At 69.8% G+C, this 23,620-nt stretch carries 22 protein-coding genes; 9 read left to right on the forward strand and 13 right to left on the reverse strand.

Annotated features, from left to right (window positions below):
• Positions 1–32: 32 nt before the first annotated feature.
• From OIE67_RS31165 to OIE67_RS31180, 4 genes are all read left to right on the forward strand, one after another.
• Positions 33–1,370 carry an ABC transporter substrate-binding protein gene (locus tag OIE67_RS31165; protein ID WP_326627137.1) on the forward strand — a complete coding sequence of 446 codons (1,338 nt, stop codon included), beginning with the start codon at positions 33–35 and terminating at the stop codon, positions 1,368–1,370.
• A gap of 85 nt (positions 1,371–1,455) precedes the next feature.
• Positions 1,456–2,181, forward strand: a complete 726-nt coding sequence (locus OIE67_RS31170) for a glycerophosphodiester phosphodiesterase (protein WP_326627139.1) — start codon at positions 1,456–1,458, stop codon at positions 2,179–2,181.
• Complete coding sequence (locus OIE67_RS31175; protein WP_326627140.1) at positions 2,178–2,867, forward strand: HAD family hydrolase; 690 nt, start codon at positions 2,178–2,180, stop codon at positions 2,865–2,867. The genes OIE67_RS31170 and OIE67_RS31175 overlap by 4 nt, the downstream gene beginning before the upstream one ends.
• A 524-nt stretch (positions 2,868–3,391) precedes the next feature.
• Positions 3,392–5,725 carry an ATP-dependent Clp protease ATP-binding subunit gene (locus tag OIE67_RS31180; protein ID WP_326627143.1) on the forward strand — a complete coding sequence of 778 codons (2,334 nt, stop codon included), beginning with the start codon at positions 3,392–3,394 and terminating at the stop codon, positions 5,723–5,725.
• 16 nt (positions 5,726–5,741) lie between these two features.
• On the opposite strand, the gene OIE67_RS31185 is transcribed toward OIE67_RS31180, so the two are convergent.
• Both OIE67_RS31185 and OIE67_RS31190 read right to left on the reverse strand, forming a co-directional pair.
• Positions 5,742–6,875 carry an AI-2E family transporter gene (locus OIE67_RS31185; protein WP_326627145.1) on the reverse strand — a complete coding sequence of 378 codons (1,134 nt, stop codon included), beginning with the start codon at positions 6,873–6,875 and terminating at the stop codon, positions 5,742–5,744.
• Positions 6,876–6,943: 68 nt separating this feature from the next.
• On the reverse strand, positions 6,944–7,786 hold the full coding sequence (locus OIE67_RS31190) for an alpha/beta hydrolase (RefSeq protein ID WP_326627147.1): 843 nt from the start codon (positions 7,784–7,786) through the stop codon (positions 6,944–6,946).
• A 188-nt stretch (positions 7,787–7,974) separates the two neighbouring features.
• Between OIE67_RS31190 and OIE67_RS31195 the strand changes: the two genes are divergently transcribed.
• Positions 7,975–8,280: a hypothetical protein gene (locus tag OIE67_RS31195; protein ID WP_326627149.1), complete on the forward strand. Its 306-nt coding sequence runs from the start codon at positions 7,975–7,977 to the stop codon at positions 8,278–8,280.
• Positions 8,281–8,312: 32 nt separating this feature from the next.
• On the opposite strand, the gene OIE67_RS31200 is transcribed toward OIE67_RS31195, so the two are convergent.
• The 4 genes from OIE67_RS31200 to OIE67_RS31215 all read right to left on the reverse strand — a co-directional run bounded on the left by OIE67_RS31200 (position 8,313) and on the right by OIE67_RS31215 (position 11,284).
• Positions 8,313–9,287 (reverse strand): LysR family transcriptional regulator, encoded by a 975-nt coding sequence (locus OIE67_RS31200; RefSeq protein WP_326627151.1) that lies wholly within the window; start codon positions 9,285–9,287, stop codon positions 8,313–8,315.
• 145 nt (positions 9,288–9,432) lie between these two features.
• Positions 9,433–10,440 (reverse strand): acyl-CoA desaturase, encoded by a 1,008-nt coding sequence (locus OIE67_RS31205; protein WP_326627153.1) that lies wholly within the window; start codon positions 10,438–10,440, stop codon positions 9,433–9,435.
• Positions 10,441–10,458: 18 nt separating this feature from the next.
• Complete coding sequence (locus OIE67_RS31210) at positions 10,459–10,770, reverse strand: UBP-type zinc finger domain-containing protein (protein WP_326627154.1); 312 nt, start codon at positions 10,768–10,770, stop codon at positions 10,459–10,461.
• A 157-nt stretch (positions 10,771–10,927) separates the two neighbouring features.
• Entirely contained in the window at positions 10,928–11,284 is a 357-nt protein-coding gene (locus tag OIE67_RS31215; RefSeq protein ID WP_326627156.1) for a hypothetical protein, read from the reverse strand.
• A gap of 385 nt (positions 11,285–11,669) precedes the next feature.
• Between OIE67_RS31215 and OIE67_RS31220 the strand changes: the two genes are divergently transcribed.
• From OIE67_RS31220 to OIE67_RS31235, 4 genes are all read left to right on the forward strand, one after another.
• Positions 11,670–12,677: a glycosyltransferase family 4 protein gene (locus OIE67_RS31220; protein ID WP_326627158.1), complete on the forward strand. Its 1,008-nt coding sequence runs from the start codon at positions 11,670–11,672 to the stop codon at positions 12,675–12,677.
• Between the two features lie 200 nt (positions 12,678–12,877).
• Positions 12,878–14,008, forward strand: coding sequence for a glycosyltransferase (locus OIE67_RS31225; RefSeq protein ID WP_326627160.1), 1,131 nt, complete (start codon positions 12,878–12,880; stop codon positions 14,006–14,008).
• On the forward strand, positions 14,005–15,006 hold the full coding sequence (locus OIE67_RS31230) for a glycosyltransferase (RefSeq protein WP_326627162.1): 1,002 nt from the start codon (positions 14,005–14,007) through the stop codon (positions 15,004–15,006). Before OIE67_RS31225 ends, OIE67_RS31230 begins: the two co-directional genes overlap by 4 nt.
• Positions 15,006–16,481 (forward strand): glycoside hydrolase family 130 protein, encoded by a 1,476-nt coding sequence (locus tag OIE67_RS31235; RefSeq protein WP_326627164.1) that lies wholly within the window; start codon positions 15,006–15,008, stop codon positions 16,479–16,481. The genes OIE67_RS31230 and OIE67_RS31235 overlap by 1 nt, the downstream gene beginning before the upstream one ends.
• A 7-nt stretch (positions 16,482–16,488) precedes the next feature.
• Here the strand turns inward: OIE67_RS31235 and OIE67_RS31240 are convergent, their stop codons facing one another.
• The 7 genes from OIE67_RS31240 to OIE67_RS31270 are packed head-to-tail and all read right to left on the reverse strand — an operon-like array spanning position 16,489 to position 23,618.
• Positions 16,489–17,571 carry an aminotransferase class V-fold PLP-dependent enzyme gene (locus OIE67_RS31240; RefSeq protein ID WP_326627166.1) on the reverse strand — a complete coding sequence of 361 codons (1,083 nt, stop codon included), beginning with the start codon at positions 17,569–17,571 and terminating at the stop codon, positions 16,489–16,491.
• Positions 17,568–18,413 carry an acetylxylan esterase gene (locus OIE67_RS31245; protein ID WP_326627168.1) on the reverse strand — a complete coding sequence of 282 codons (846 nt, stop codon included), beginning with the start codon at positions 18,411–18,413 and terminating at the stop codon, positions 17,568–17,570. The genes OIE67_RS31240 and OIE67_RS31245 overlap by 4 nt, the downstream gene beginning before the upstream one ends.
• Positions 18,414–18,456: 43 nt before the next feature.
• A complete protein-coding gene (locus OIE67_RS31250; protein ID WP_326627170.1) occupies positions 18,457–19,383 on the reverse strand; it encodes an acetylxylan esterase in 927 nt (308 codons plus the stop codon).
• Between the two features lie 22 nt (positions 19,384–19,405).
• Positions 19,406–20,491 (reverse strand): ABC transporter ATP-binding protein, encoded by a 1,086-nt coding sequence (locus OIE67_RS31255; protein WP_326627172.1) that lies wholly within the window; start codon positions 20,489–20,491, stop codon positions 19,406–19,408.
• Between the two features lie 3 nt (positions 20,492–20,494).
• Positions 20,495–21,388: a carbohydrate ABC transporter permease gene (locus OIE67_RS31260; protein ID WP_326627174.1), complete on the reverse strand. Its 894-nt coding sequence runs from the start codon at positions 21,386–21,388 to the stop codon at positions 20,495–20,497.
• Positions 21,385–22,290 (reverse strand): carbohydrate ABC transporter permease, encoded by a 906-nt coding sequence (locus OIE67_RS31265; protein ID WP_326627176.1) that lies wholly within the window; start codon positions 22,288–22,290, stop codon positions 21,385–21,387. The genes OIE67_RS31260 and OIE67_RS31265 overlap by 4 nt, the downstream gene beginning before the upstream one ends.
• 2 nt (positions 22,291–22,292) lie before the next feature.
• Positions 22,293–23,618: an extracellular solute-binding protein gene (locus OIE67_RS31270; protein WP_326627178.1), complete on the reverse strand. Its 1,326-nt coding sequence runs from the start codon at positions 23,616–23,618 to the stop codon at positions 22,293–22,295.
• Positions 23,619–23,620: the final 2 nt, after the last annotated feature.

The raw sequence follows: 23,620 nt of genomic DNA on the forward strand, positions 1-23,620 counted from the left end.
CTGCGATCCGGTTCGATCAGAAGGGACCCAGCGTGACCGGGACGAGTTTCAGCCGGCGCCGGCTCCTGACCGGCGCCACCGCCGCCGTGGCCAGTCTGGCGCTGAGCGGCTGCGTCGGCCGCATGGAAGGCGACTACGCCCAGGTGAGCGGGCAGGTGCCGGAGAAGTTCGCGCGCCGCCGGCGGGTCGTGCTGTGGAGTGCGTTCACCGCGCACAACGCCGAGGTCCTGCAGACCATCATCGACGGGTTCAACGCCGCGCAGCAGGACATCTACTGCGAGATCCAGCTGTTCCCCGGCTATCCCGCGCTCGACTCGAAGCTGGCCGCCAGCTTCGCGGTGGGGCAGGTTCCCGACCTCGTCACGCTCAGCGACGTGAACTGGAACCGCTACTTCCTCGCCGAGACGCTGGAACCGCTCAGCGGCTACTTCGACGCCGACTTCCGCGCCGACGCCTTCCACCCGAGGTTCCTGGCCGAGGGCACCATCAGGGACCAGGTCTACTGGCTGCCCTGGGCCCGTTCCACGCCCCTCTTCTACTACAACAAGGAGATCTTCGCCGCCGCCGGGCTGCCCGACCGCGGGCCGAAGACGTTCACCGAGTTGCGGGAGTGGGGCCGCCAGCTCAAGGGCTTCAAGTACCGCGGCTCACCGGTCAAGATGCGCGGTTACACCGGCAAGGACGACTGGTACTTCCAGGGGTCGAGCTGGGCCTTCGACGGCAGCTACTCCGAGGGCATGACGTCGCGGCTGGACTCCGAGCAGACCGTCGCCGCCCTGGAGTTCGACCGGGCGTTCATCCACGACGACCAGATGGCCTACCTGGCCGGCGACGTCAACGCCGACTTCGCGGCCGGCGTGACGGCGACCATCTGCAACTCCACCGGCGCGCTGACCTCGCTGCTCAAGGCGGCCGAGTTCGAGTTCGGCGCGGCCTTCCTGCCCGAGCAGGACGCGCCGGGCGTGCCGACCGGAGGCAGCGGGCTGGCCATCATGCGCAACTCGACCAGGACGCGCAAGCAGGCGACCTGGGAGCTGGTCAAGTACCTCGCCGACAAGGGCGCGCCCGAGTGGAGCCTCAACACCGGCTATCTCCCGGTGACCACCAGCTCGCTCAACTCGCCGAAGATCAAGGAACGCAACGCCGCGACGCCCGCGTACCAGGTCGCCCAGGACCAGCTCAGCCGCGCCCGTCAGGCGGACGTGATGCGCCGGTACGTGAACGAGACGATCTCCGAGATGCTGATCGTGCTGCAGAAGGTGTACGCCTCCAACGCCGACCCGCGCGAGGCGCTGCGTGAGGCGAACCGGACCCTCGACCCGGCCGTCCAGCGAGTCCTGCCGAAGTATCAGCGGCTGGTGGCCTCCTGACCCCGGACCTCTCGTGCCGCCGCTCCGCCGGCTGCTCCCCCCACGAGACTCCCCCCGCAACAAACCACAGTGAGAGAGGAAGATCGTGGCATTTGCCATCGTCGGACACCGCGGCGCCATGGCCGAAGCACCCGAGAACACCATCGCGTCCTTTCGCGTGGCCGAAGAGGTCGGCGTGGACGAGCTGGAGACCGACGTGCGGATCAGCTCGGACGGGCAGCTCTTCATGCTGCACGACGCCACCTTGGACCGGACCGCGGCCGGGCCGGCCGGCCGGGATCTGGGCCCCGTCGCGGAGCTGACCTGGGCGGAGATCAGCGCGGTCGACGTGGGCGGGGGTGAGCGGGTGCCCACGCTGGAGCAGATGTACGCGGCGACGACCCGGTTCGTCCAGCTGGAGATCAAGGATCTGGCCGCCATCGACGGCCTGACCGGCTTCTTCCCCCTGCACCCCGATTACGCCGAGCGGACGATCCTGACCGGTTTCTCGGTCGAGGCGATGGCCACCGTGGCCGAGAAGCTGCCGGAGATCCCGCGCGGCATCATCGTGTCCAAGTGGACCACCGCCGAGGCGCACCCGGGCGGCTACCGGAAGCTGATCGAGGACACCGGGTCCAGCCGGATCCACAGCGGCGGCGAGGGCCTGACCGCCGAGGTCGTCAAGCAGCTGCACGACGAGGGTGTCCCGGTGCACGGCTGGCCCACGCGCGACGCGGGCGACCTGCGGCGCTGGCTCGAACTCGGCGTGGACGGGACGACCAGCGACGATCCCCGCACGGCGCGGCGGTGGCTGTCCGAGGCGCTCCGGTGACGACCGAGACGGCCGCCCCCGGCACAGGTGTGCTGGCGGCGGCGCTGTTCGACATGGACGGCACGCTGTTCGACAGCGAACCTCTGTGGGACGTGAGCCTGGCCGACTTCGCCGAAAGGCTCGGCGGCACGCTGTCGGCCGAGATCCGCCGCCGGGTGGTCGGCAGCAATCTGCGGGACACCGCCCGGATCGTGCAGGAGGACCTCGGCGTCGCCGCGGACGTCGAGGAGTCGGCCGCCTGGCTGCTGGAGCGTACCCGGCAGCTGTTCGCCCTCGGGGTGCCGTGGCGGCCGGGCGCCCAGGAGGTGGTGCGGTCCGTACGCGGGCGCGGCATCCCGACCGCCCTGGTGACCTCCAGCCACCGGGTCCTGGTGGACGAGGTGCTGGCCCAGCTCGATCCCGGCATGTTCGACACCGTGGTCTGCGGCGACGAGGTGACGCGCCCGAAGCCCGACCCCGAGTCGTACCTGACGGCGGCGGAACGGCTGGGCGTCGATCCGCGTGACTGCGTGGCGCTGGAGGACTCCCGTCCGGGCATCGCGGCGGCGCTGGCCGCGGGCTGCCTGGTGGTGGCCGTGCCGGAGGACGGCGCGGCGCTGGCCGGCGGGCACGGCGCCGTCGTGGCTCCGCTGGAGACCGTCACCGTGGATCGGCTGATCTCGCTGCTGGCGGACCGGACCGGCTGAACGGACGGAATATCGCGCCCTGGCCCCCTGGACGGAGGCCAGGGCGCCTCTTGTCGAGGTTCGTTCCGCAATCCCGCTCGACCGCCCGGCGCGCGTCAGGCTGCCCGCCCGTTCGGCCGGCGGCTTAATTGGCGGCTATCCCCACAATGAGGACTAAGCTGGGAAACAGGCAGGTTAGCTACCGGAGTCCGGCGAGTTCGCCCACGCAGCCTCATGCGAAGGCCACAGGTCGGCGGGCTCAGTACGCCGGACGACGTCGAGCGGTGATCACACCGCCCGTCCCGTGGAACGTGTGAATGAACGTGGGACACACGGCCGGCGCGACGGCCGGCGCGAAATCCCCGCTGATCGAGCACGGCTCGGAACCGAGCCCGTGCGCTCCGCCGGCAAGGCGCTCCGCTGACGGTGGCCGACCATGGCCACGCCCCGGGAACTCCTGACGGTGGCCCGACGTGGACCATCGACGATCCGAAACGATCCGGCCACGCTCATCTGGCATATCCCGCCCCGCCAGGAGGCTTGACATGTTCGAGAAGTTCACCGACCAGGCGAGGCGTTCCGTCGTCCTGGCACAGGAGGAGGCCAGGACGCTCAACCACAATTTCATCGGCACCGAGCACCTTCTGCTCGGCTTGATCCATGAGGGAAGAGGCATGGCCGCCAAGGCTCTGGAGAGCCTGGGCGTCAGCCTTGAGGGTGTGCGCCAGCAGGTCGAGGAGATCATCGGCCAGGGCCGGCCCACCGAGCCCGGACAGATTCCGTTCACGCTGCGGGCCAAGAAGGTCCTGGAGCTGTCGGTCCGTGAGGCCGTGCAGCTGGGCCATGACTACATCGGCACCGAGCACATTCTGCTCGGACTCATCGCCGAGGGCCAAGGCGTGGCCACTCAGGTGCTGGTCAACCTTGAGGCCGACCCCGGGCGGGTCCGGACCTGGGTCCTGCGGTCCCTTTCCGGCCGCGACGGCGACCAGCCGGATGCGCCCGCCACCCTTTTCGAGTCGAGCCGGCAGCCGTCCGCGGGACCACTCGATCAGTTCGGCCGCAACCTGACCCAGGCCGCCCGCGAGGGCAGGCTGGATCCGGTCATCGGCCGGGAGAAGGAGATCGAGCGGGTCATGCAGGTCCTGTCCAGGAGGACCAAGAACAACCCCGTTCTCATCGGCGAGCCCGGCGTCGGCAAGACCGCCGTCGTCGAAGGCCTGTCGCAGAAGATCGTCAGCGGCGAGGTGCCCGAGACGCTGCAGGACAAGCAGCTCTACACACTCGACCTCGGCGCCCTGGTGGCCGGCTCGCGCTACCGCGGTGACTTCGAGGAGCGCCTGAAGAAGGTGCTCAAGGAGATCCGCACGCGCGGCGACATCATCCTGTTCATCGACGAGCTGCACACGCTCGTGGGCGCGGGCGCCGCCGAGGGCTCGATCGACGCCGCCAGCATCCTCAAGCCGATGCTGGCCCGCGGCGAGCTGCAGACGATCGGCGCCACCACCCTCGACGAGCACCGCAGGCACTTCGAGAAGGACGCCGCCCTCGCCCGCCGCTTCCAACCGGTTCTCGTCACCGAGCCCTCGCTCAGCCACACGATCGAGATGCTCAAGGGTCTGCGCAAGCACTACGAAACCCATCACGCCGTCTCGATCACCGACGACGCGCTGATCGCCGCCGCGCGGCTGGCCGACCGCTACGTCAGCGACCGCTACCTTCCCGACAAGGCGATCGACCTCATCGACGAGGCAGGAGCGCGGCTGCGCGTCCACCGGTTCGGGCGGACGACGGGGCCGGCCGGCTCGTACGCCGAAGACGTCGTCACCGAGGAGCTGATCGCCGAGGTCCTGGCGGCCGCCACCGGCATCCCGGTCTTCAAGCTGACCGAGGAGGAGTCGCAGCGCCTGCTCCGCATGGAGGACGAGCTGCACAAGCGGATCATCGGCCAGGACGACGCCATCAAGGGCCTGTCGCGCTCCATCCGGCGCACCCGCGCCGGGCTGAAGGACCCGCGGCGTCCCGGTGGTTCGTTCATCTTCGCCGGTCCGTCCGGTGTCGGTAAGACCGAGCTGTCCAAGGCGCTGGCGGAGTTCCTCTTCGGCGACGAAGACGCGTCGATCAGCCTGGACATGTCGGAGTTCATGGAGAAGCACACCGTCTCCAGGCTGTTCGGCTCGCCTCCCGGCTACGTCGGCTACGAGGAGGGCGGCCAGCTCACCGAGAAGGTGCGGCGCAAGCCGTTCTCCGTGGTCCTGTTCGACGAGATCGAGAAGGCCCACCCCGACATCTTCAACTCGCTGCTGCAGATCCTGGAAGACGGTCGCCTGACCGACGCCCAGGGCCGGGTGGTCGACTTCAAGAACACGGTCATCATCATGACCACCAACCTCGGCACCCGCGACATCTCCAAGGGCATCGGGGTCGGGTTCGCGAAGTCCAACGACGCCGACTCCAACTACGACCGGATGAAGGCCAAGGTGCAGGAGGAGCTCAAGCAGCACTTCCGGCCCGAGTTCCTCAACCGTGTCGACGACATCGTGGTCTTCCACCAGCTCACGCCGGCCGAGATCATCAAGATCGTGGATCTGATGCTCGCCCAGGTCGACGCCAGGCTGAAGGACCGCGACATGGGGCTCGACGTCTCTCCCGACGCCAAGCAGCTGCTGGCCGACCGCGGCTACGACCCCGTCATGGGCGCCCGGCCGCTGCGCCGGACGATCCAGCGCGAGCTGGAGGACTCCCTGTCGGAGAAGATCCTCTACGGCGAGCTCCGGCCCGGTCACATCGCCAAGGTCACCGTCGACGCGCTCGGGTTCGTCTTCACCAGCGAGGACGCGCCCAGCAGGCAGGATGAGAAGGTGACGGCTCCGGCTTGAGATCCCGCCGGGCCCGTCAGTTCTTCGGCCCGGGTTCCTTCCCCCGAGGTACGGCCGGCGGTTTCGGCGGCGGTCCCGGCGGGAGGGGGATGGGATCGTCCTTGAAGAGTTCGGGTACGGCCCGGTAGAGGATGGCGGTGATCGGCACGGCCACGACCGCGCCCGCGATCCCGGCCAGGATGCCGCCGACGGCCAGCACGATGATGATCGCCAGGGGGTGGAAGTGCAGCACCCGGCCGACGATCAGCGGCTGGAGCACGTGGTTCTCCAGCTGCTGCTCGACGATCAGGATGCCGATGAAGATCAGCGCGTAGATCGGGCCCTTCGCGCCGAGCGTGACCAGCGTCGCGACCGCGCCGGCGAACAGGATGCCGACGATCGGGACGAAGCTGGCCAGGAAGATCAGCACGGCGAGTGCCGCCCAGAGCGGGACGCCCATGACGGCCAGCACGACGCCCATGAGCACGCCGTGCACCGCGGCCACGGCCACCGTGCCCTGCACGTAGTGCGACAGCGTGGTCCAGGCGGTCCGCCCGGCCCGGTCGACCCGCGGCGCCATCCGGCCGAACCCCCTGAGGAACCAGGACCAGATCTGGTCACCGTCCTTGAGCAGGAAGAACGTCACGAAGAGCAGGAGCACGATCGAGGCCAGGACCTCCACCACCACTACCGTGCCCGCGAGAACCGTCGAGGTGATCTGCTGCTGCCGCTCGGTGACGAACTTGGCGATCTCGTCCACCCAGCCGCTGAGCTGGATCGGCTCCAGGTGCAGAGGACCGGTGTAGAGCCAGCCCTCCACCGTCTTGGCCGTCTTCCTGACCTGTGTCACCAGGCCGGGGAACTCCTCGTTGGCCCGGACGCCGACGATCCAGCCCGTTCCGCCCAGCACGGCGAAGGCGACGAACATGGTCACCCAGGTGGCGTAGATCGGCCGCAGGCCCGACGCGCGCAGGCGCCGGGTGAGCGGGAACAGCAACGCGGTCAGCAACAGGGCGACCGCCACCGGCAGGGCGACGATGCGCATCGTCGCCACGAAACCGAACACATAGTCGGCCACGATGCCGATGACGATCAGACACGCGCACCACGCGGCCATCCTCGCCAAGGTCACAGGAACTAGCCGCAGCAGGCGCTCCTGGGGTGAGTCCATACCCGAGATCTTCCCCACCGGCCGGAGATAGGCACACTTCGCAGCATCGAATCAGGGGACCGCATCATCTATCGTGCTCCGCCGGCGTTGTTTCTGGCCTGTCGCGTGATGTGCCGCTGCGCCCAGTAGACGACATGGTCGGCGACCTTCTCCCATTGGGGGGCACCGAGGGAGAAGTGCGGCATGCGGGCGAACTCCTGGTAGTCGGTGACCGCACGGGACTTGCGGTAGAGGTTGTAGATCGCCCGTACCAGGGTGACGGGGACGGTGTGGTCGGCGCCCCCGGCGATCAGGAGGAGCGGGGCACGGGTGTCGTTGTGCACGTTGACCCGGGTGGCGGCATTCCGGCGCAGGTTGGCGGTGGCGGCCTGGAACAGCGGCCGGCCGGGGGCGGGCACGTGGTAGCGCTGGTAGATCGCCTCGGACTCCTGTGCGGTCAGGGTGTTGGTGAACGCGTAGTGGAACTGTTCGGCGCTCAGCGCCACGGTCCTGGACCGGTTGCCGGGGTTGGCCAGGACCGGCAGGGCCGAACGCAGGCTGCTGAGCGGCAACCGCAGCACGCCCTTGATCGGGGCGGGGTGGATCGCGACGCCGGCGACGCCGAGGCCGCGATCCAGCAGGATCTGCGTGATCAGGCCGCCGAAGGAATGGCCGACGATGATGGGTGGCCGCGTCTGCTCGCGGACGACCTTCTCGTAGAAGTCGGCCACTTCGGTGACGCCCAGACCGTTCATGACGGCCGGATTCTTGCGCAGGGCTTCGACCTCGATCTCCATGCCCGGCCAGGGGGGAGCGGACACCCGGTGGCCGAGCGCGGTGTAGCGCTCGATCCAGTGTTCCCAGGCACGCGGGGTCAGCCACAGCCCATGGATGAGGACGATGGGACACTTGCTATCTGTGCTCTCGTTCATAAGTTTCTCCTGCCAGGGCATCGATCAGGCAGCCGGTAGAGACGGGTACCCGCGCTGTCCCCTTCAGCGCACAGGAGTAGGCGGCCGGAGGAAACGGGCAATTCATGCACAGCTCATCTCCTGAGCTGATAACCGGAGCCTCGGGTGACGAGACCGGACACGCTCAGAGTTCAAGGACGGCAAGGTGAATGATGTCGAACACTCGACCTCCGCAGTGGGCGGATCCCGCCGGCGGGGTGGATCAGGCCCTGACCAGCGTCCTGGAGGCGATCGGCGTAGCCTCGCGATCTCTCGCCCTGCAGAACGCGATCAGCATGGCCCGCGACGCCGACCGGCAGCGGCTCGCCGTCTACCTGGAGGCGATGACGCCTGACCAGCTCGCCGGAATGGCCGACGCCGCACACCTGCTCAGCGTCGAGGCCGGCCGGGCGCTGGCCAGGAGGGCCCGGGACGGGTGTGCGTCACCGGCCGACGCGGCCTCGGGCGAACTCTGACCACCTGACCCTTCGTGACGCGGGCAGCAGCATCACGTGAGACCGTCCGTGGGGCTGGTGGCGGGGCTCGGAGCGCCTTCGGCGGGTGCGGGCCCGGTGGACGGGCTGATGGGTTCGAGCCAGCCGAGCCGCTCGGCCAGGCGGCGGGCGCTGTCGATGACGGCGGCGATGTGGGGTGAGGGATTGTCCTGGTGCCACAGCAGGGACCAGGGGTAGTGCGTGGCGGGCTCGATGAGGGGCCGCCAGGTGGTGCCCGGCCGGTTGGAGGTACGGAAGGAGGAGGGGACGCAGTGCACGCAGCGGTGCTGGAGGACGAGGTCGGCGGCGGCGCGGCTGCTCTGCACCGTGCCCTCGTAGAGGGTGGGGGCGAACCCGGCCGAGCGGCACAGCGTGAAGACGAACTGGTTGAGCTCCGGAGTCTGTGACTCCTCGCCGAGCAGCAGGAGCTCATCGGCCAGAGCGGCCACGGGTACGCCGTCGGACTCGGCGAAGCGGTGCTCGTCGGGCACCAGTACGCCGAGCGGATCGAGCCTGATCAGCTTGGAGGTCACCTCGGCCGGAGCCTGGGAGGCATGTCCGATGGCGATGTCCAGGCGGCCGTCGGCCAGTTGCCGGTACTGCTCGGGAGTACCCGCTTCAACCTGGTGGATCGTGACGCCGGGATGGGTGCGCTGCAGTTCGCGCAGGATCTGCGGCATGGTGTCGTATCCGGCGTCGATGATGCCGACGCGCAGCGTGGGCGCGGACGTGGCGGCGTTGCGGGCGGCCTGCGCCGCCCGGCCCACGTGGTCGAGGATCTGCCGTGCCTCGATCAGGAAGGCGGCGCCCGCCGGAGTCAGATCGACGTGGTGGGTGCTGCGGTCCAGCAGTCGCACGCCTAACTCGCGTTCCAGCCGCTGGATCTGCTGACTCAGCGCGGACTGCACGATGTGTTCGCGGACGGCGGCACGGCCGAAATGCAACTCCTCGGCCAGCGTCACGAAATACCGCAACTGCCGCAACTCCATGTCCACCACCCCCTTCCGGCCGGGCGGCGCCTATCGGGACCATCTCCCCCACTGTAAGTGCCACCTGGCGGCGCGGGCCCGTGGAGAGAGGCCGGCCCGCTCACTGAGCCGGAGTGCCGGTAGCGGGGCCGCGAAAAGCCGTCCGTCAGTCTCCAGCCGGGGCGCGGGCCTGTTCCTGTCGCAGTGGGGTGACCCGGCGGCGTTCGAGGCGCTCCTGATCGGGCCAGTGCACGCCGCTCACCCAGCCGAGCCGCTCGAACAGGCCGATCACGGCGGCGGACGGATCGGCCTGACCGCGATTCACACCGTGGCGGGCGCAGGACGGCTCGCTGTGGTGGCCGTTGTGCCAGCTCTCCCCGAACGACAGCAGCGCCAGCGGCCACAGGTTGGTGGAGCGGTCGTGCCGGCGCGTCTTGAACGGCCGGTCACCGAGCACGTGGCACAGCGAGTTGACGCTCCAGGTGACGTGCTGCAAGAGCGCGACCCGGATCAGGCCGGCCCAGAGGAAGGCGGTCAGGGCGCCGTACAGAGTGCCGGTGATCGCCCAGCCGGCCAGGAACGGCAGCGTCAGCGACAGCGCGCACAGTGCGGGGAAGGCGCGCGCCACCCGCTTCATGGCCGGATCGGCCAGCAGATCCGGGACGTAGCGCTCGGCCGGGGTCTGGTCGTCGACGAACAGCCAGCCCAGATGAGCGTGGGCAAGCCCCCGAAGCTGCCCGCGCAGGCCCGTGCCGTACCGGTAAGGAGAGTGTGGGTCGCCCGGCCGGTCGGTGAAGGCGTGATGACGGCGATGCACCGCCACCCAGTCGATCACGTTCCCCTGAAAGCCCATCGAACCGGCGACCGCCAGCGCCACGCGCAACCACGGCCGGGCCGTGAAGGAAGCATGGGTGAGCAGCCGATGGAAACCGACCGTCACCCCTAGGCCGGTCACCCCGTAGAGCACCACGGCGAGCAGGAGATCGGTGAGCGTGACTCCCTGCCCCCACGCCAGGAAGATCGCGACGCCGAGCGCGACGAACGGCACCACCACGATCGCCCCTGTCAATCCCACCTGGAGCCTGCCTGCCGGAGCGTGCTCTTCCGCCCCGGGGAAGGGCGATGCGCCGTCGTAGTCCTGACGGCGTTCCACCGTCTGTTCGGAAATGGTCATGGGTCTCCCTCGTCTCGTCTACACGGTGCGGCGGTGCACGTAGCACCAACGCCAGGTCGATCGCGATGCCAGGGTGGCGACCACCGGATGGTCGGTCTCCTCGTAGTGGGCGCGGGAGTGACCGCCCAGTGAATCGTCGGAGCAGGCCACCCACCCGCAGCTCAGGCACACCAGCAACCGCGCCCAGGTGCGGCCCAGGCCCAGGCATTCCTTGCACTCGGGTAGCCCGGGCTTCACCGTTGGGAGGTGGTCGATGTGGTCGCAGCGCACGGCCTGACCGTTCAGGCCCGCGCGGGCGGTCGCGTTCGTTCCTTGTGCGTCCAGGGCCATGAAGACCCCCTCACGATGACAGCGACGCAAGCTGCGCCGTCTGTTCAGCGACCAGTCAAGGCGATCAACGAGGAAGCGGAAACGCTCAATCCCAGCAAAGCTCATCATCTGCGGCGATAAAGAGCCTGCCGGCACGTGGCCTTCGAGGAGTACCGGCTCAGTCCTCCGGCTTCTCCTCGGGCCGCCTCCCGTCCACGCTGTGGTCGAGGAGGTGAGCTCCGGCGTCGTGCAAGGTGATGCCGTGGCCCAGCACCTGGTCAGGACCCGCCCCATCGCGTGTGGCGCTGGTCGCCTTGAAGCGGGCGTCGCGGGTCGGGCCGTCACCGACGAGGTGACCGCGCAGCCGGTGGGCGCGGTCGTACACGGCCCACCGGCCCGCGCCCACCTGCGGCATGGAGTCCGGGTTGTCCTTGAGCCACTGCGCGTTGGCCGCGTGATCGGGCTGCTCGTCGGCCTCTTCGTGCTGGGAGGGAGCCTCTGCGGTATGACCTTCGGTGTTGCGAGCACTGCTCATGTCGCGTCTCGCTCTCTGGTGATGGCTGTTGTCTCCGAGACATCGGAGAAGCATTCTCAGCCTTGCCTCACAGGGTAGGGCACAGGTCGCAGCGCACAGGTGATCGCGAACGGTGCGCGCCGGGGCCTTTCCGGGCACAACGGGCGTGTTCTCGCCCCGGTCATCAGCCGTGGTGATGGCCGCGTGCGGCATCGACTGTTTCCGGCCGGCTCACCGTGGCGTTGACTCGGCCGGACAGAGCAGGGAGTCGAAGCATGGGACGCGTCCGCGATGGTGCTGCTGCCGCAGCCATGGCGGGCATCCTCGCGGCGCCTTCCGGCGAAACCGCACCCCAGGGAGAGAAGGCGCCGATGCCAGACGTACGCCGGAGCGAAACCTCCGTCACGTGAGGATAGCGCTGCTGGGACCGATCGCCTGGCGCACGCCTCCGCTCCATTACGGCCCGTGGGAGCAGGTGACGAGCCTGCTCGCCGAGGGGCTCCGCGCCGCCGGGGTCGATGTGACGCTGTTCGCCACCTTGGACTCCGTCACCTCCGGAACGCTGGACGGTGTGTGCCCCCGCGGCTACGCCGACGATCCGTCGCTCGACGGGCGGGTGTGGGAGGCGATGCATGTCGCGCACGCGTTGGGCCGTTCCGGCGAGTTCGACCTCGTCCACAGCCATCTCGACTGGCTGCCGCTGGCCTTCGCCGAGCACTGCCGTGCCCCTTTGCTCACCACGGTGCACGGATTCTCCGGCATGGGCATCCTGCCCGCCTACGCCCGCGCCCGATCCGCCTACGTGTCCATCTCGGACGCGGACCGTGCCCCTGAGCTGGACTACGTCGCCACCGTGCACCACGGCGTCGAACTGGACGCGTTCCCCTTCGATCCCGTGGGCGGCCGGCGACTGGTCGTCTTCGGCCGCGTGCACCCCGACAAGGGAACGCACACGGCCATCGAGATCGCCCGGCGGTCCGGGATGCCGCTGACGATCTGCGGCATCGTCCAGGACGAGCGGTACTTCGAGGAGGAGATCGTGCCGAAGGTCGACGGCGAGCGGGTCAGCTTCCTCGGCTCCGTCGGGCCGGAGACGCGAGGCCGGATCCTCGGCGGCGCCGCCGCACTGCTGCATCCCATCGCGTTCGACGAGCCTTTCGGCCTGTCGGTGGTCGAGGCGATGGCCTGCGGCACTCCCGTCGTCGCCTACCGGCGCGGGTCCATGGCCGAAGTCGTGGATCCGGGCGTGACGGGTTTCCTGGCGGACTCCCTCGACGAGGCGGTAACCGCCGTGGCACGCATCGCGACGATCGACCGCGCGAGCTGCCGCGCGCAGGCGGAACGCAGGTTCAGCGCCGATCGGATGGTGGGGAGTTATCTGTCCATTTATCGCGAAATGTTAGGACAAATTTAGCGACTGATAGTGTCAGGCCTACGCGAACCACGCCATCAGCTGATCGGTCGCGTCGGCCGGGCCCCCGAATGAGGACGGGCCCCCGGGTGAAGTCTCCAGGTTCCCCCGCGGACGCACAGGCAGACGGGTAACCGTCTTCACCGAGCGAGCGGCACCCGAGTCCCATCGTGGTGCGGCCGGATGACCGAAAGGCGAGACAGTTGGCCCTCACATACGGGTTCCTCAGCACCCACCCGCCCACCCAGTGCGGCCTCGCGACCTTCAACTCCGCCCTGGCCTCGCATCTGGCCAAGGGCGAAAGGTCCGGCGGGATCGTCCGTGTCACCGCGGAAGGTGACGACGAACGGCCGCAGCCCGGAGTCGTGCACACCTGGACTCCCAGCGGGCCCGGCGGCTGGGAGGCCGCGGCCTCCGCTCTCGAGGACTTCGACGTGGCCATCGTGCAACACGAGTACGGCATCTACCCCGGCCTGGACGGTCAGGACGTCCTGCCGTTGCTGCGGTCGCTCACCGTGCCGAGCATCGTGGTCCTGCACACCGTCCTGGTCGGGCCCACTCCCCCGCAGAAGGCCCTGCTCGAAGAGATCGGGGACGCCGCCGACGCGATCGTGACCATGACCGGCACCGCTCGTGACCGGTTGACGGCCGGTTACCGGGTGGATGCCGGCAAGGTGTTCGTCATTCCGCACGGGGCCGCCGACCACCTGCGGGTCCCGGCGCGGCGGCGCCCCCGTCCGCATCTGCTCACCTGGGGGCTGCTCGGCCCCGGCAAAGGGATCGAATGGGCGGTGCGTGCCCTGGCGCTCCTGGTAAGCCTCGACCCCGCACCGATCTACACGATCGCCGGCAAGACCCACCCCAAGGTGCTGGAGTTCCAGGGCGAGACCTATCGCGACGGCCTGCACGACCTCGCCGCCCGGCTGGGGGTGTCCGCGGCCGTGCGGCACGACCCCGTCTACCGGGATCAGCACTCGCTGAGCCGGCTGATCCGCTCAGCGGACGTCGTCGTCCTGCCGTACGACTCGGCGGAGCAGGTGACGTCCGGTGTCCTCATCGAGGCCGTGGCCGCCGGCGTGCCGGTCGTCGCCACCTCCTTCCCGCACGCCGTGGAACTGCTCACCAACGGCCCGGGGCTGCTCGTTCCCCACGGCGACCCCGCCGCGCTCGCCTCCGCCATCCGCCGCGTCCTCACGCAACCGGGGCTGGCCCAGCAGCTCACCGGGCGTACCAGCGCCCTGCTCCCGACGCTGCTGTGGCCGTCGGTCGCGGCCCGATACGACGGGCTCGGCCGGTCGCTCGTCGCCGCGCGACCGGCCGCGATGCTGCCGTGAGCGCCGCCACACCGGGTTTCGAGCATCTGCTCCGGCTGAGCGACGACACGGGCCTGTTCGAGCACGCCCGGCACGCCGTCGTCCGCCGGGAGCACGGCTACTGCACCGACGACGTCGCCCGCGGCCTCGTCGTCGCCTGCCGCGAACCCCGCCCCGGCCGGCGACTGACCCGGCTGGCCGAGTGCTACCTGGCCTTCCTCACTCACGCCCAGGATCGTTCCGGCGCGTTCCGCAACCGGCTCACCTTCGGCCGCCGCTGGGTCGAGCCGCCGGGCGTCGGCGACTGGTGGGGACGGGCGATGTGGGGCCTGGGCACCGCGGCGGCCCGCACCGGCATCCCCTGGATCCGGGACGAGGCGCTGCACACCTTCGTTCGCGGCGCCGAACAGCGCTCCCCGCATCCCCGCGCCATGGCCTTCGCCGGGCTCGGCGCGGCGGAGGTCCTGCGCACCACACCGGACAGCACCGTGGCCGCCTCCCTGCTGATGGACGCCGTGGCGGCGATCGGCACACCCTCGGAGCAACCCACCTGGCCGTGGCCGCAACCCCAGCTGACCTACGCCAACGCCGCTCTCGCAGAAGTGATCATCGCCGCCGGGGAGCTGAGCGATGACCGGCAGCTGCTCACCACCGGCCTGCGCATGCTGACCTGGCTGTCGGACATCCAGACACACGACGGCCTGCTCGCCGTCGTGCCCGCCACCGGCTGGCGGCAGGACGCGCCCCGGGCCCGCTACGACCAGCAGCCGATCGAGGTGGCCGCGCTCGCCGACGCCTGCGCCACCGCGGCCTGCGTGACCGGCGACGACGTGTGGCACGAGCGGGTACGACAGTCGGTGGCCTGGTTCGAGGGAGCCAACGACGCCCACGTCCCGATGCGGGACCCGGCGACCGGCGGCGGCTACGACGGCCTGACCCGGCACGGTCCGAACCTCAACCAGGGAGCGGAGTCGACCATCGCGCTGATCTCCACCATGCAGCATGCCAGGCGGCTCTGATGAGCATCAGGGATCTGGCCACCCGGCTCGGCCCGACCCTCACTCCCGACCCGCGAAGAGTGATCATCAAGCTCTTCGTGCCCGGCGAGGACGCCGCGCTCACCCGTAGCAGGGCCGCCGCGCTGATCGACCGCATCACGCTCCTCGACGAGGACCAGACCACCGAGATGCTCCAGGAGACACTGCGCCGCTTCGGCAACCGGCACCACGACCTCGAAACGATCTTCGCCCATCACCACGACCTGGTCCGCCATCGTGTCCCGCGCGACGTCGACCTGTCCCTGCCGGCCCGCCTCCTCGTGGGCGCCTACTTCAGTCACGAGTACGCCGTGGAGGGCGCGGCGGTGTGCAATCCCTCCATGGTTCCCCATCCCGACCAGTCCGGCCTGCGCCCCGGGCAACTCCGTGTGGCGATCAGCCTGCGGCAGATCGGCGAGGGACACCTGTCCTCGATCGGCTTCGCCACGGCACTGCTCGGCCCCGGCTCCGAGCTGGCGATCGGCGACCGCTCGGGAACGCTGTCCGTCGGATGCCGGAACCGGATCCGCCATCGACGCGATCTGCTCGCCGCCGGGCTCAGCGACGGCGCCCGGGACAACGAGGTGACGGCCGCCGTTCTGCGATCCCTGCCAGAACGCTTCGACGACACCGACTTCGAGCACGCGATCGCCCGGCTTCCCGGCGACCTGCTCACCCGCACGTCCACACAACCGACCCTGGAAGAGATGCGCCGCGCCACGCACTCCGACTACGCCGTGGCCTTCCCCGCCGACCTCCCCCTGCACCGGCGCGTTCTCTGGCCATCGACCGCGGCCGAGTCCAACGGCATGGAGGACGCGCGATTCGTCCGCATCGTCGACCAGGACGGCACCCCTTCGTACCGGGCCACCTACACCGCCTATGACGGGCGGCACATCCGCTCACACCTGATCGCCAGCGACGACCTGCGTCACTTCGCGATCACTCCCATGCGCGGCCCGGCCGCCGTGAACAAGGGCATGGCGCTCTTCCCGCGACCGGTGGGGGGACGGACACTGGCGCTGTGCCGCTCCGACGGCGAGACCATCGGCCTCACGGCGCTCGACCGGCACAACAGCTGGCAGCCGCCGACGCCCCTGCACAGCCCCCGCCAGGACTGGGAACTCATCCAGGTGGGCAACTGCGGATCCCCCATCGAGACCGGCGCCGGCTGGCTCGTCCTGACCCATGGCGTCGGCCCCATGCGCGACTACTCGATCGGCGCCCTGCTGCTCGACCTGCACGAGCCGCACCGTGTCATCACCGAGCTGCCAGGAACGCTCCTCACCGCCGACGACAGCGAGCGCGAAGGCTATGTGCCCAATGTCGTGTACTCCTGCGGCGGCCTGCTCCACGATGACGCCGTGTGGTTGCCCTATGGGGCAAGCGACACCCGGATCGGATTCGCCCGGGTGCCGCTCGGCACCCTCATCAACGCGATGCGTCCGCTGCGGTGAGCCGTCTTCACAAGCGCAGGTGCCGGACCAGGGCGTCGAGGACGACCGCGTCCTCCCCCGGCTCCAGTGTCTGGGGGTTCAGCGCGATCGCGTCGCCGGGGACGCCGGTCACGCCGACCGCGATCCGCGGGTCCCCGTCCCACAGGGCCCGCACCAGCGCGTCCCGGGTCCAGCCGCTGGCCGGCCGCAGCCGGACGATCGCCCGCCCGTGCGGCTGGCCCGCCTCGCTCGGGTAGCCGCGTTCGGCGACGACGCCCGGCAGTCCGCGCAGGCCCGCGATCCACCGGTCGACGATCTGCTCGTAGCTCGCCAGCAACGCCTGCTCGTCCTGGTCCAGGGTCCACTCGACGGCGGCGTACAGGGCGAGGAGTTCTTCCTTGCCGACCTTCATGCCGCGGCCGATCTCCTGGTTCGGTGACGCGTGGGCCCGGCACCGGTCGACGATCCAGCGCCGCCCCAGCACCAGGCCGCTGGCCTGGGGGCCGCGCAGGCCCTTGCCGCCGCTGAAGATGACGGCGTCGGCGCCGAGGCCGGTGGTGAAGTGCCACAGTGAGGAGACGGGCGGGATCTGGGCCGCCGCGTCCACGATCACCGGTACGGCCGGGTCGAGCTCCCGCGCGACGCGCAGCACGTCCTCGATCGGCAGCGTGCCCGCCGCGTAGTGGGCGCCGGCGAACCACAGGACGCAGGCGGGCCGGCGGGCCAGGGCGGCTCGGAGCTCCGCGATCGACGGGCCGATCTCGACGATGCGGGCGCCGGTCAGGCGGGCCGCGTAGTCGTAGCCGTTGCGCTGGCCGGTGAACATGACGACCTCGGCCTCGGCCGGGAACGCCTGCGCGGGCCCCCCGACGCAGGACGCGACCGTGAGGGTGATCGCCGCCGCCGCGCCGGACGTCACGCAGGCCGCCTCGTTGCGGGTGAGCGCGGCCAGGCGCTCGCCGACCCGGTCGTGCAGTTCGGGCAGGTCGACGAAGCAGGACGCGGCCTGCGCCATCGCCTTCAGCGCCGGCGGTGGCATCAGCGAGCCGCCCAGCGCGGTGAGCGTCGCGGAGGCGTTGACGACGGGCCGGACGCCGAAGGGGTTGCTCATACGACGAACTTCGACATCGCCGGTACGCCGCAGCGCTCGGCCAGCCAGGCGTCCAGGTGGTCGTTGTCGGTGCCGTCGAGGTGGGTCAGCTCGTAGACGGTCGCGGCGGGCAGGGCGTCGACGAGCGCGGCGCACCAGCCGGGGTCGTCCACGGCGAGCAGCGTGCGGGCGGTCACCGCGGGTGCGTGCCGGACCGGGTCGAAGTAGGAGAGGGTGTGGCCGATGGTCTCCGGCGACGAGCCGGCCCGCAGGTGGTCGTTGAGCTCCTCCAGGGGGTAGTGGCTCGACTTCAGGCGGGCCTCCATCGCCCGGTGGAAGAGCAGTTCCGAGAGCCGGACCGCACTGAAGCCGGGCCGCCGGGCGGCCGTCAGCAGGGCCAGGTCGTCGCCGCGGACGGCCACCCGCGCCGGATCGACCTCGGCCAGGCTCATCAGGAACTCCGCGGCCCGCAGGCAGTCCGCGGCGATCCCGCGATAGACGTACGTCGCCGGGTCGTCGATGCCCATCGTGAGCAGTCCCGGGTACGCCGCCGCGAACCCTTCGTCGGCCAGCCGCTGGCCCCGGTGCATCAGGCCGAACAGGACGTACCGGCTCCGGTCGTTCGGGTGCGGCATGTCGTTGACGCTCCCGTACCGCGGCGTCTGCAGCAGCGCGGGGAACGGCCCGTCACCGGCCGGGATGCTCAGCCAGCCGGTGACGCGGTACGGCCCGACGCTGGTGAGCCGCACGGTGTAGCTGGTCGCCTCGTCCGTCGTCCGGGCCGGCACCGGGTCGAGCACGGGCCGGGCCGGGATCGCGGCCAGTTCGTCGTCCACGGCGGACCAGTAGGCGTCGAAGGTCATCGGGGCCACCGTCCCGGGGGGAGGTACGTCGGAGTTCATCGGTTCACCGTCCCGGGGTGAGGTGTGCGGCAAGGAAGTCCTCCACGATGCGCAGCACGCCGGGCAGCCCGGCGTGGTGCGCGCAGTGCGGGTAGGCGTGCAGGGTGGTCTCGCAGGTCAGCGCCCGGCGCAGGGCGAACCCGGTCTCCGGCGGGCACACGTCGTCCTCCATCCCGACATACAGCAGCGTCGGCGCCCGCACCTTGGGCGCGAAGTTGAGCCCGTCGTAGTAGGCGACCGTCTCCCGCACCCGGCCGGCGTCCTCCGGGTGCAGCCGCAGGTACTCGTTGATCTCCTCGTACGGGTACGACCGGGTCAGCGTCGCCGCGGTCATGATCCCGCACAGGTACGGCGCCCCCGCCGCGACGCACCGGATCACGTCCGGCATGAGCGCGGCCGTGGAGATCCCGAGCCCGCCGCCCTGGCTCGACCCCTGCAGCCCGATCCGCGCGCTGTCGACCTCGGGGCGTTCGAGCAGCACCTCGACCGCCCGCACCACGTCGAGGTAGAAGCCGCGATATCCATAGGTCTGGGGGTCGGCGATGTTGTGCGTCAGCAGTCCCGGATAGCCCGGGTCGAACAGCTCGTTCGACCGCAGTTTCCCGCGCGGCGCGACCGCGAGCGCGGCGTACCCGAGCTCGGACCACTCCTTCGGGATCGTCGGCTCGGAGATGTAGCCGGGGATCGTGACCAGTGCCGGATAGGGGGCGGAGGGGCCGCGCGGCACGGTGTACCAGCCGGCCACCCGCAGCCCGCCGTAGCTGGTGTACCGCAGGTCGTGCACGATCACCCGGTCCGTGGACAGCGCCGGCAGCTCGGTCAGGACGGGGTCCAGCGGGTGCGACGCGCAGTCCGCCAGACCGGCCGCCCAGAAGTCGTCGAAGTCGTCCGGCAGCTCGACCTCGACGACCGCGTTCTCGGGGTCTCTCAACAGCGTTCCTCTCAGTACGGGGCTAGGACGGCGCGTGCAGCGCGGTGCCGTCGGAGGCCTTGAACAGGTGCAGCCGCTCCCGGTTGAAGCCGGCGTACACCGTGCTGTCATGACCCAGCCGGAACGGCACCGGCACCCGGGCCTTCAGCAGCTCGCCGCCGATCCGGACGGTGACGAGCACGTCGGGCCCGAGCGGCTCGGACACGAACACCTTCCCCGGCTGGTACCCCTCTACCGGGGTCGGCGACAACGTCACGTCCTCCGGCCGGACGCCGAGGACGACGGCCGGGTCGTCCGGCGCCTCGTCGTACGGGCCCAGCTCCTGCGTCAGCTCGCCGCCCCGGAAGACCCGCACGCCGTCCACGTCGGCCAGCTCCCCGGTGACGAAGTTCATCGGCGGCGAGCCCATGAACGAGGCGACGAACCGGTTGGCCGGCCGTTCGTAGATCTCCCCCGGCGTCGCGCACTGCTGCACGACGCCGTCACGCATCACCGCGATCCGGTCCGACATCGTCATCGCCTCGACCTGGTCGTGGGTGACGTAGATGAACGTGCGGGCGACGTCCACGTGCAGCCGCTTGATCTCCGCCCGCATCAGCACCCGCAACTGCGCGTCCAGGTTGGACAGCGGCTCGTCGAGCAGGTACGCCCCGGCGTCGCGGACGATCGCGCGGCCGAGCGCGACCCGCTGCCGCTGGCCGCCGGACAGCTCGCGCGGCTTGCGGTCCAGCAGGTCCTCGATGTCCAGCGTCCTGGCCGCCCGCAGCACCTGCTCGTCGATCGTCGCCTTGGGCACCCGCATCATCTTCAGCGCGAACCCGATGTTCTGCCGCACGGTCTTGTGCGGGTAGAGCGCGTAGCTCTGGAACACCATCGCGACGTCGCGCTTGTTGGCCGGCAGCCAGCTGACCGGCTTGCCGTCGAAGAAGACGTTCCCCTTGGTGGGCCGTTCCAGGCCGCAGATCATCCGCAGGGTCGTCGACTTCCCGCAGCCGGACGGGCCGACCAGGGTGAGGAACTCCTGATCCTCGACGGTCAGGTTCAGGTCGTCCACCACGGTCTTGCCGCCGAACGCCTTGGTGATGCCTTCGAGCCGTACCTCTGCCATCTGTCAGCCCTTCACGGATCCGGCGGCCATGCCCTGGACCAGCTTGCGCTGGAAGAGCAGGGCCAGCACCAGGGGTGGGACGACCGCGAGCACGCCGGCCGCGGCCATGACGGTGAACTGGGTGTTGAAGTCGGTGGCGAAGTTCGCCGCCACGACCGGGATCGTCTTCGCCGCCTCGGTGCTGGTCAGGAACAACGCGAACATGAACTCGTTCCAGGCGGTCATGAACGCGAACACCGCGGCCGCGACCAGCCCCGGCGCCGCGACCGGCAGGAACACCGACCACATGGTCCGGAACCAGCCGCACCGGTCCACCCGGGCCGCCTCCTCCAGCTCGCGCGGCACCGAGCGGAAGAAGTCCTTCAGGATCCAGATCGTGATCGGCAGCGCGAACGTCGTGTACGACAGGATCAGCGCCAGGTAGGTGTCCAGCAGCCCGAACGTCCGCATCAGCAGGTAGAACGGGATGATGATCGCGATGCCCGGCACCATCCGGGTGAGCAGGTAGAGGACCAGCAGCACCTGACTGCCGCGGAACTTCAGCCGCGAGAACGAGTACGCCGCGAACGTGGCCAGCACCAGGTTCAGCACCGCCGTCGAGGTGGCCACGATCAGGCTGTTGCGCAGCGAGTACGGCGTCTCGTCGATCGCCCGGCCGCCGACGAGCTGCTGCGCCTCGTTCGGGTTGACGAAGCCGAGATAGTTCTCCAGCGTCGCGGGGTCCGGGATCCAGTGCGGCGGTACGGAGATCGCGTCCACCTCGCGCATGAAGCTCATCGCGACGATCCAGTAGAACGGCAGCACCAGGTAGAGCGCGAACGCGACCGCCAGCACGTACAGGACGATCTTCTTCCAGGGGATGCGGTAACGCAGGGGGACCTTGACGACGGTGCTCATACCTCGAAGTTCCCCTTCCGGTAGAGCAGGCCGATGTAGCCGACGGAGATCAGCAGGGTGATCGCGGTGATGACCCAGGCGTAGGCGCTGCCCAGGCCGAAGTCGGTGAAGGTGAGCACGGTCTGCACGTCGAGCAGGGCGATGGTGGTGGTCGCGTCGCCCGGTCCGCCGCCGGTCAGCACGTAGATGGTGTCGAAGGCGCGGAAGGCGTTCATCGTCTCCAGGATCAGCACGATGAGCAGGGGGTGCAGCAGCCACGGCAGGGTCACGTGGACGAAGCGCCGCAGCCCGCCGGCCCGGTCGACGGTGGCGGCGTCGTACAGCTCCGCGGGGATCGTCGACAGCCCGGCGAGCAGGATGATCACCGAGAACGGGAGCGTGTTCCACACCTGGGCCAGCGCGGTGAACAGGAAGGCGCCGGTCCCAGAGGTCAGCCAGGCCTGGTAACTGTCGATCAGCCCGAGCTGGGTCAGCAGGCCGTTCAGCGCGCCGGTCTTGGCGTCGAAGATGGTCCGCCACATGAGGCCGTTCACCACGCCGGGCATCGCCCACGGCAGCAGGGCCAGGCTGAGCAGCAGCCCCCGGCCGCGGAAGCGCTCGTTCAGCACCAGCGCCAGGATGAGCGCGAGGACGACGGTCAGCCCGAGCACGAGCAGGACGAACAGGGCCGACACCTTCAGCGCGGACAGGAAGGCCTGGTCGCTGAGCAGGGCGCCGTAGTTGTCGAGGCCGACGAACTTGGTCGCGCGCGGGCGTTTGAGGTTGTGCCGCTGCAGGCTGACCCAGAACGAGTACGCGATGGGGTAGGCGATCAGCAGGGTGATGACGATGATGGCCGGGGCGTTCAGGGCCCAGGCCTTGGCGTTGTCGCCCAGCGGCCGGCGTTCGGCGAGTGCGGCCATGCTCAGTTGTACTTCTTCTTCAGCGTCTCGACGGTCTGCGCCAGGCCCGCCACCGCCGCGGCCGGCTGCACCTGGTTGCTGAGCACGCCCTGCACGACCTTGTGCATCTCGATCTCGAACTCGGTGTACCAGGGCACGCCGAGCACGTTGCGCGGCGTGGCGATCTCGCCCAGGTGGGCGTAGACCTTCGGGTCGGCGAACTTCTCCAGCGACGCGGTGACCTCCGGGTCGGTCGCCATCGACTTGTAGGCGAAGCCGAGGCCGCGCTGCAGGAACCAGAACTTCGCGGTGTAGGGCTGCTTGTTCGCGTCGAGCCCGCCCAGGTAGGTGAGCAGCTTGAACGCGTCGTCCTTGACCGCGGTGTCCTTGGCCAGCGCGTAGAGCCGGGTGTTGCTGACCGTCCCGTGCTCCTTGCCGTCGAGGCTCGGCACCAGCGCCAGCCGGATCTTGCCGGCGGCCTTGGACTTGGCGGCGTCGTTGTAGTCGCGGCTGGCGTAGCGCGCGCCGATCGTGTACGCGTACCGGTTGGCCTTCATCGCGTTGTCGACCGGGACCGCGAGCAGTTGCAGGCAGGCCGGGTCGATCACCTTCGACTTGGTCGCCGCCTGCTGCAGCCAGGAGAAGACGTCCTTCACCACGGTGTCGGTGGTGTTCATGATCGGCGCCTGCTGCTCGTCGAACATGTTGCCGCCGCTGCCGAAGATCAGCGCCCACACCCAGGCCCACCACGTGTCGGACAGCTGCGCCGGCACGCCGATGGGGTACTCCAGCAGGCCGGCCTCCTTGATCTTGACGGCCTGCGCCTCCAGCTCCTCCAGGCTGGCCGGAGGCTTCTTGATGCCGGCCTTGTCGAGGATCTCGCTGTTGTAGAGCAGGCAGTTGGAGTCGGTGTAGTACGGCAGGCCGTACCGTTTGCCCTGGTACGTCATCGCGGCCGCGTTGCCCGGGTAGATGGCCGCGTACACCTCGTCGACGCCGGGCAGGCCGTCGAGCGGCTGCAGGTAGTCGCCGTCGACCCAGGCCGCGAGGGAGTCGTCGTAGACGTAGAGGGCGTCGGGGCCGCCGCCTCCGGTGAACTCGGCCACTACCTTCTGCACGTACTGCGCGCTGGTGATGGGGGTGTAGTCGACCTTGATGTGGGTGGTCTTGGTGAAGTTGTCCAGGTTCTGCTGGACGAGGGCGGCCTCGTAGTCCCAGCCCTCGAACTTCACGCTGCCGTCACCCGAGCCTGCTCCGCCGCCTGAGCAGGCGGCCAGCAGGGGCGACACGGCGGGCATGGCCAGCCCGAGTCCCGCGTACTTCAGGATCTGGCGGCGGTTGAGCTCCATGG

Origin of the sequence: Nonomuraea fuscirosea (genome assembly GCF_035917475.1) — a bacterium.
GTDB lineage: Bacteria > Actinomycetota > Actinomycetes > Streptosporangiales > Streptosporangiaceae > Nonomuraea > Nonomuraea fuscirosea.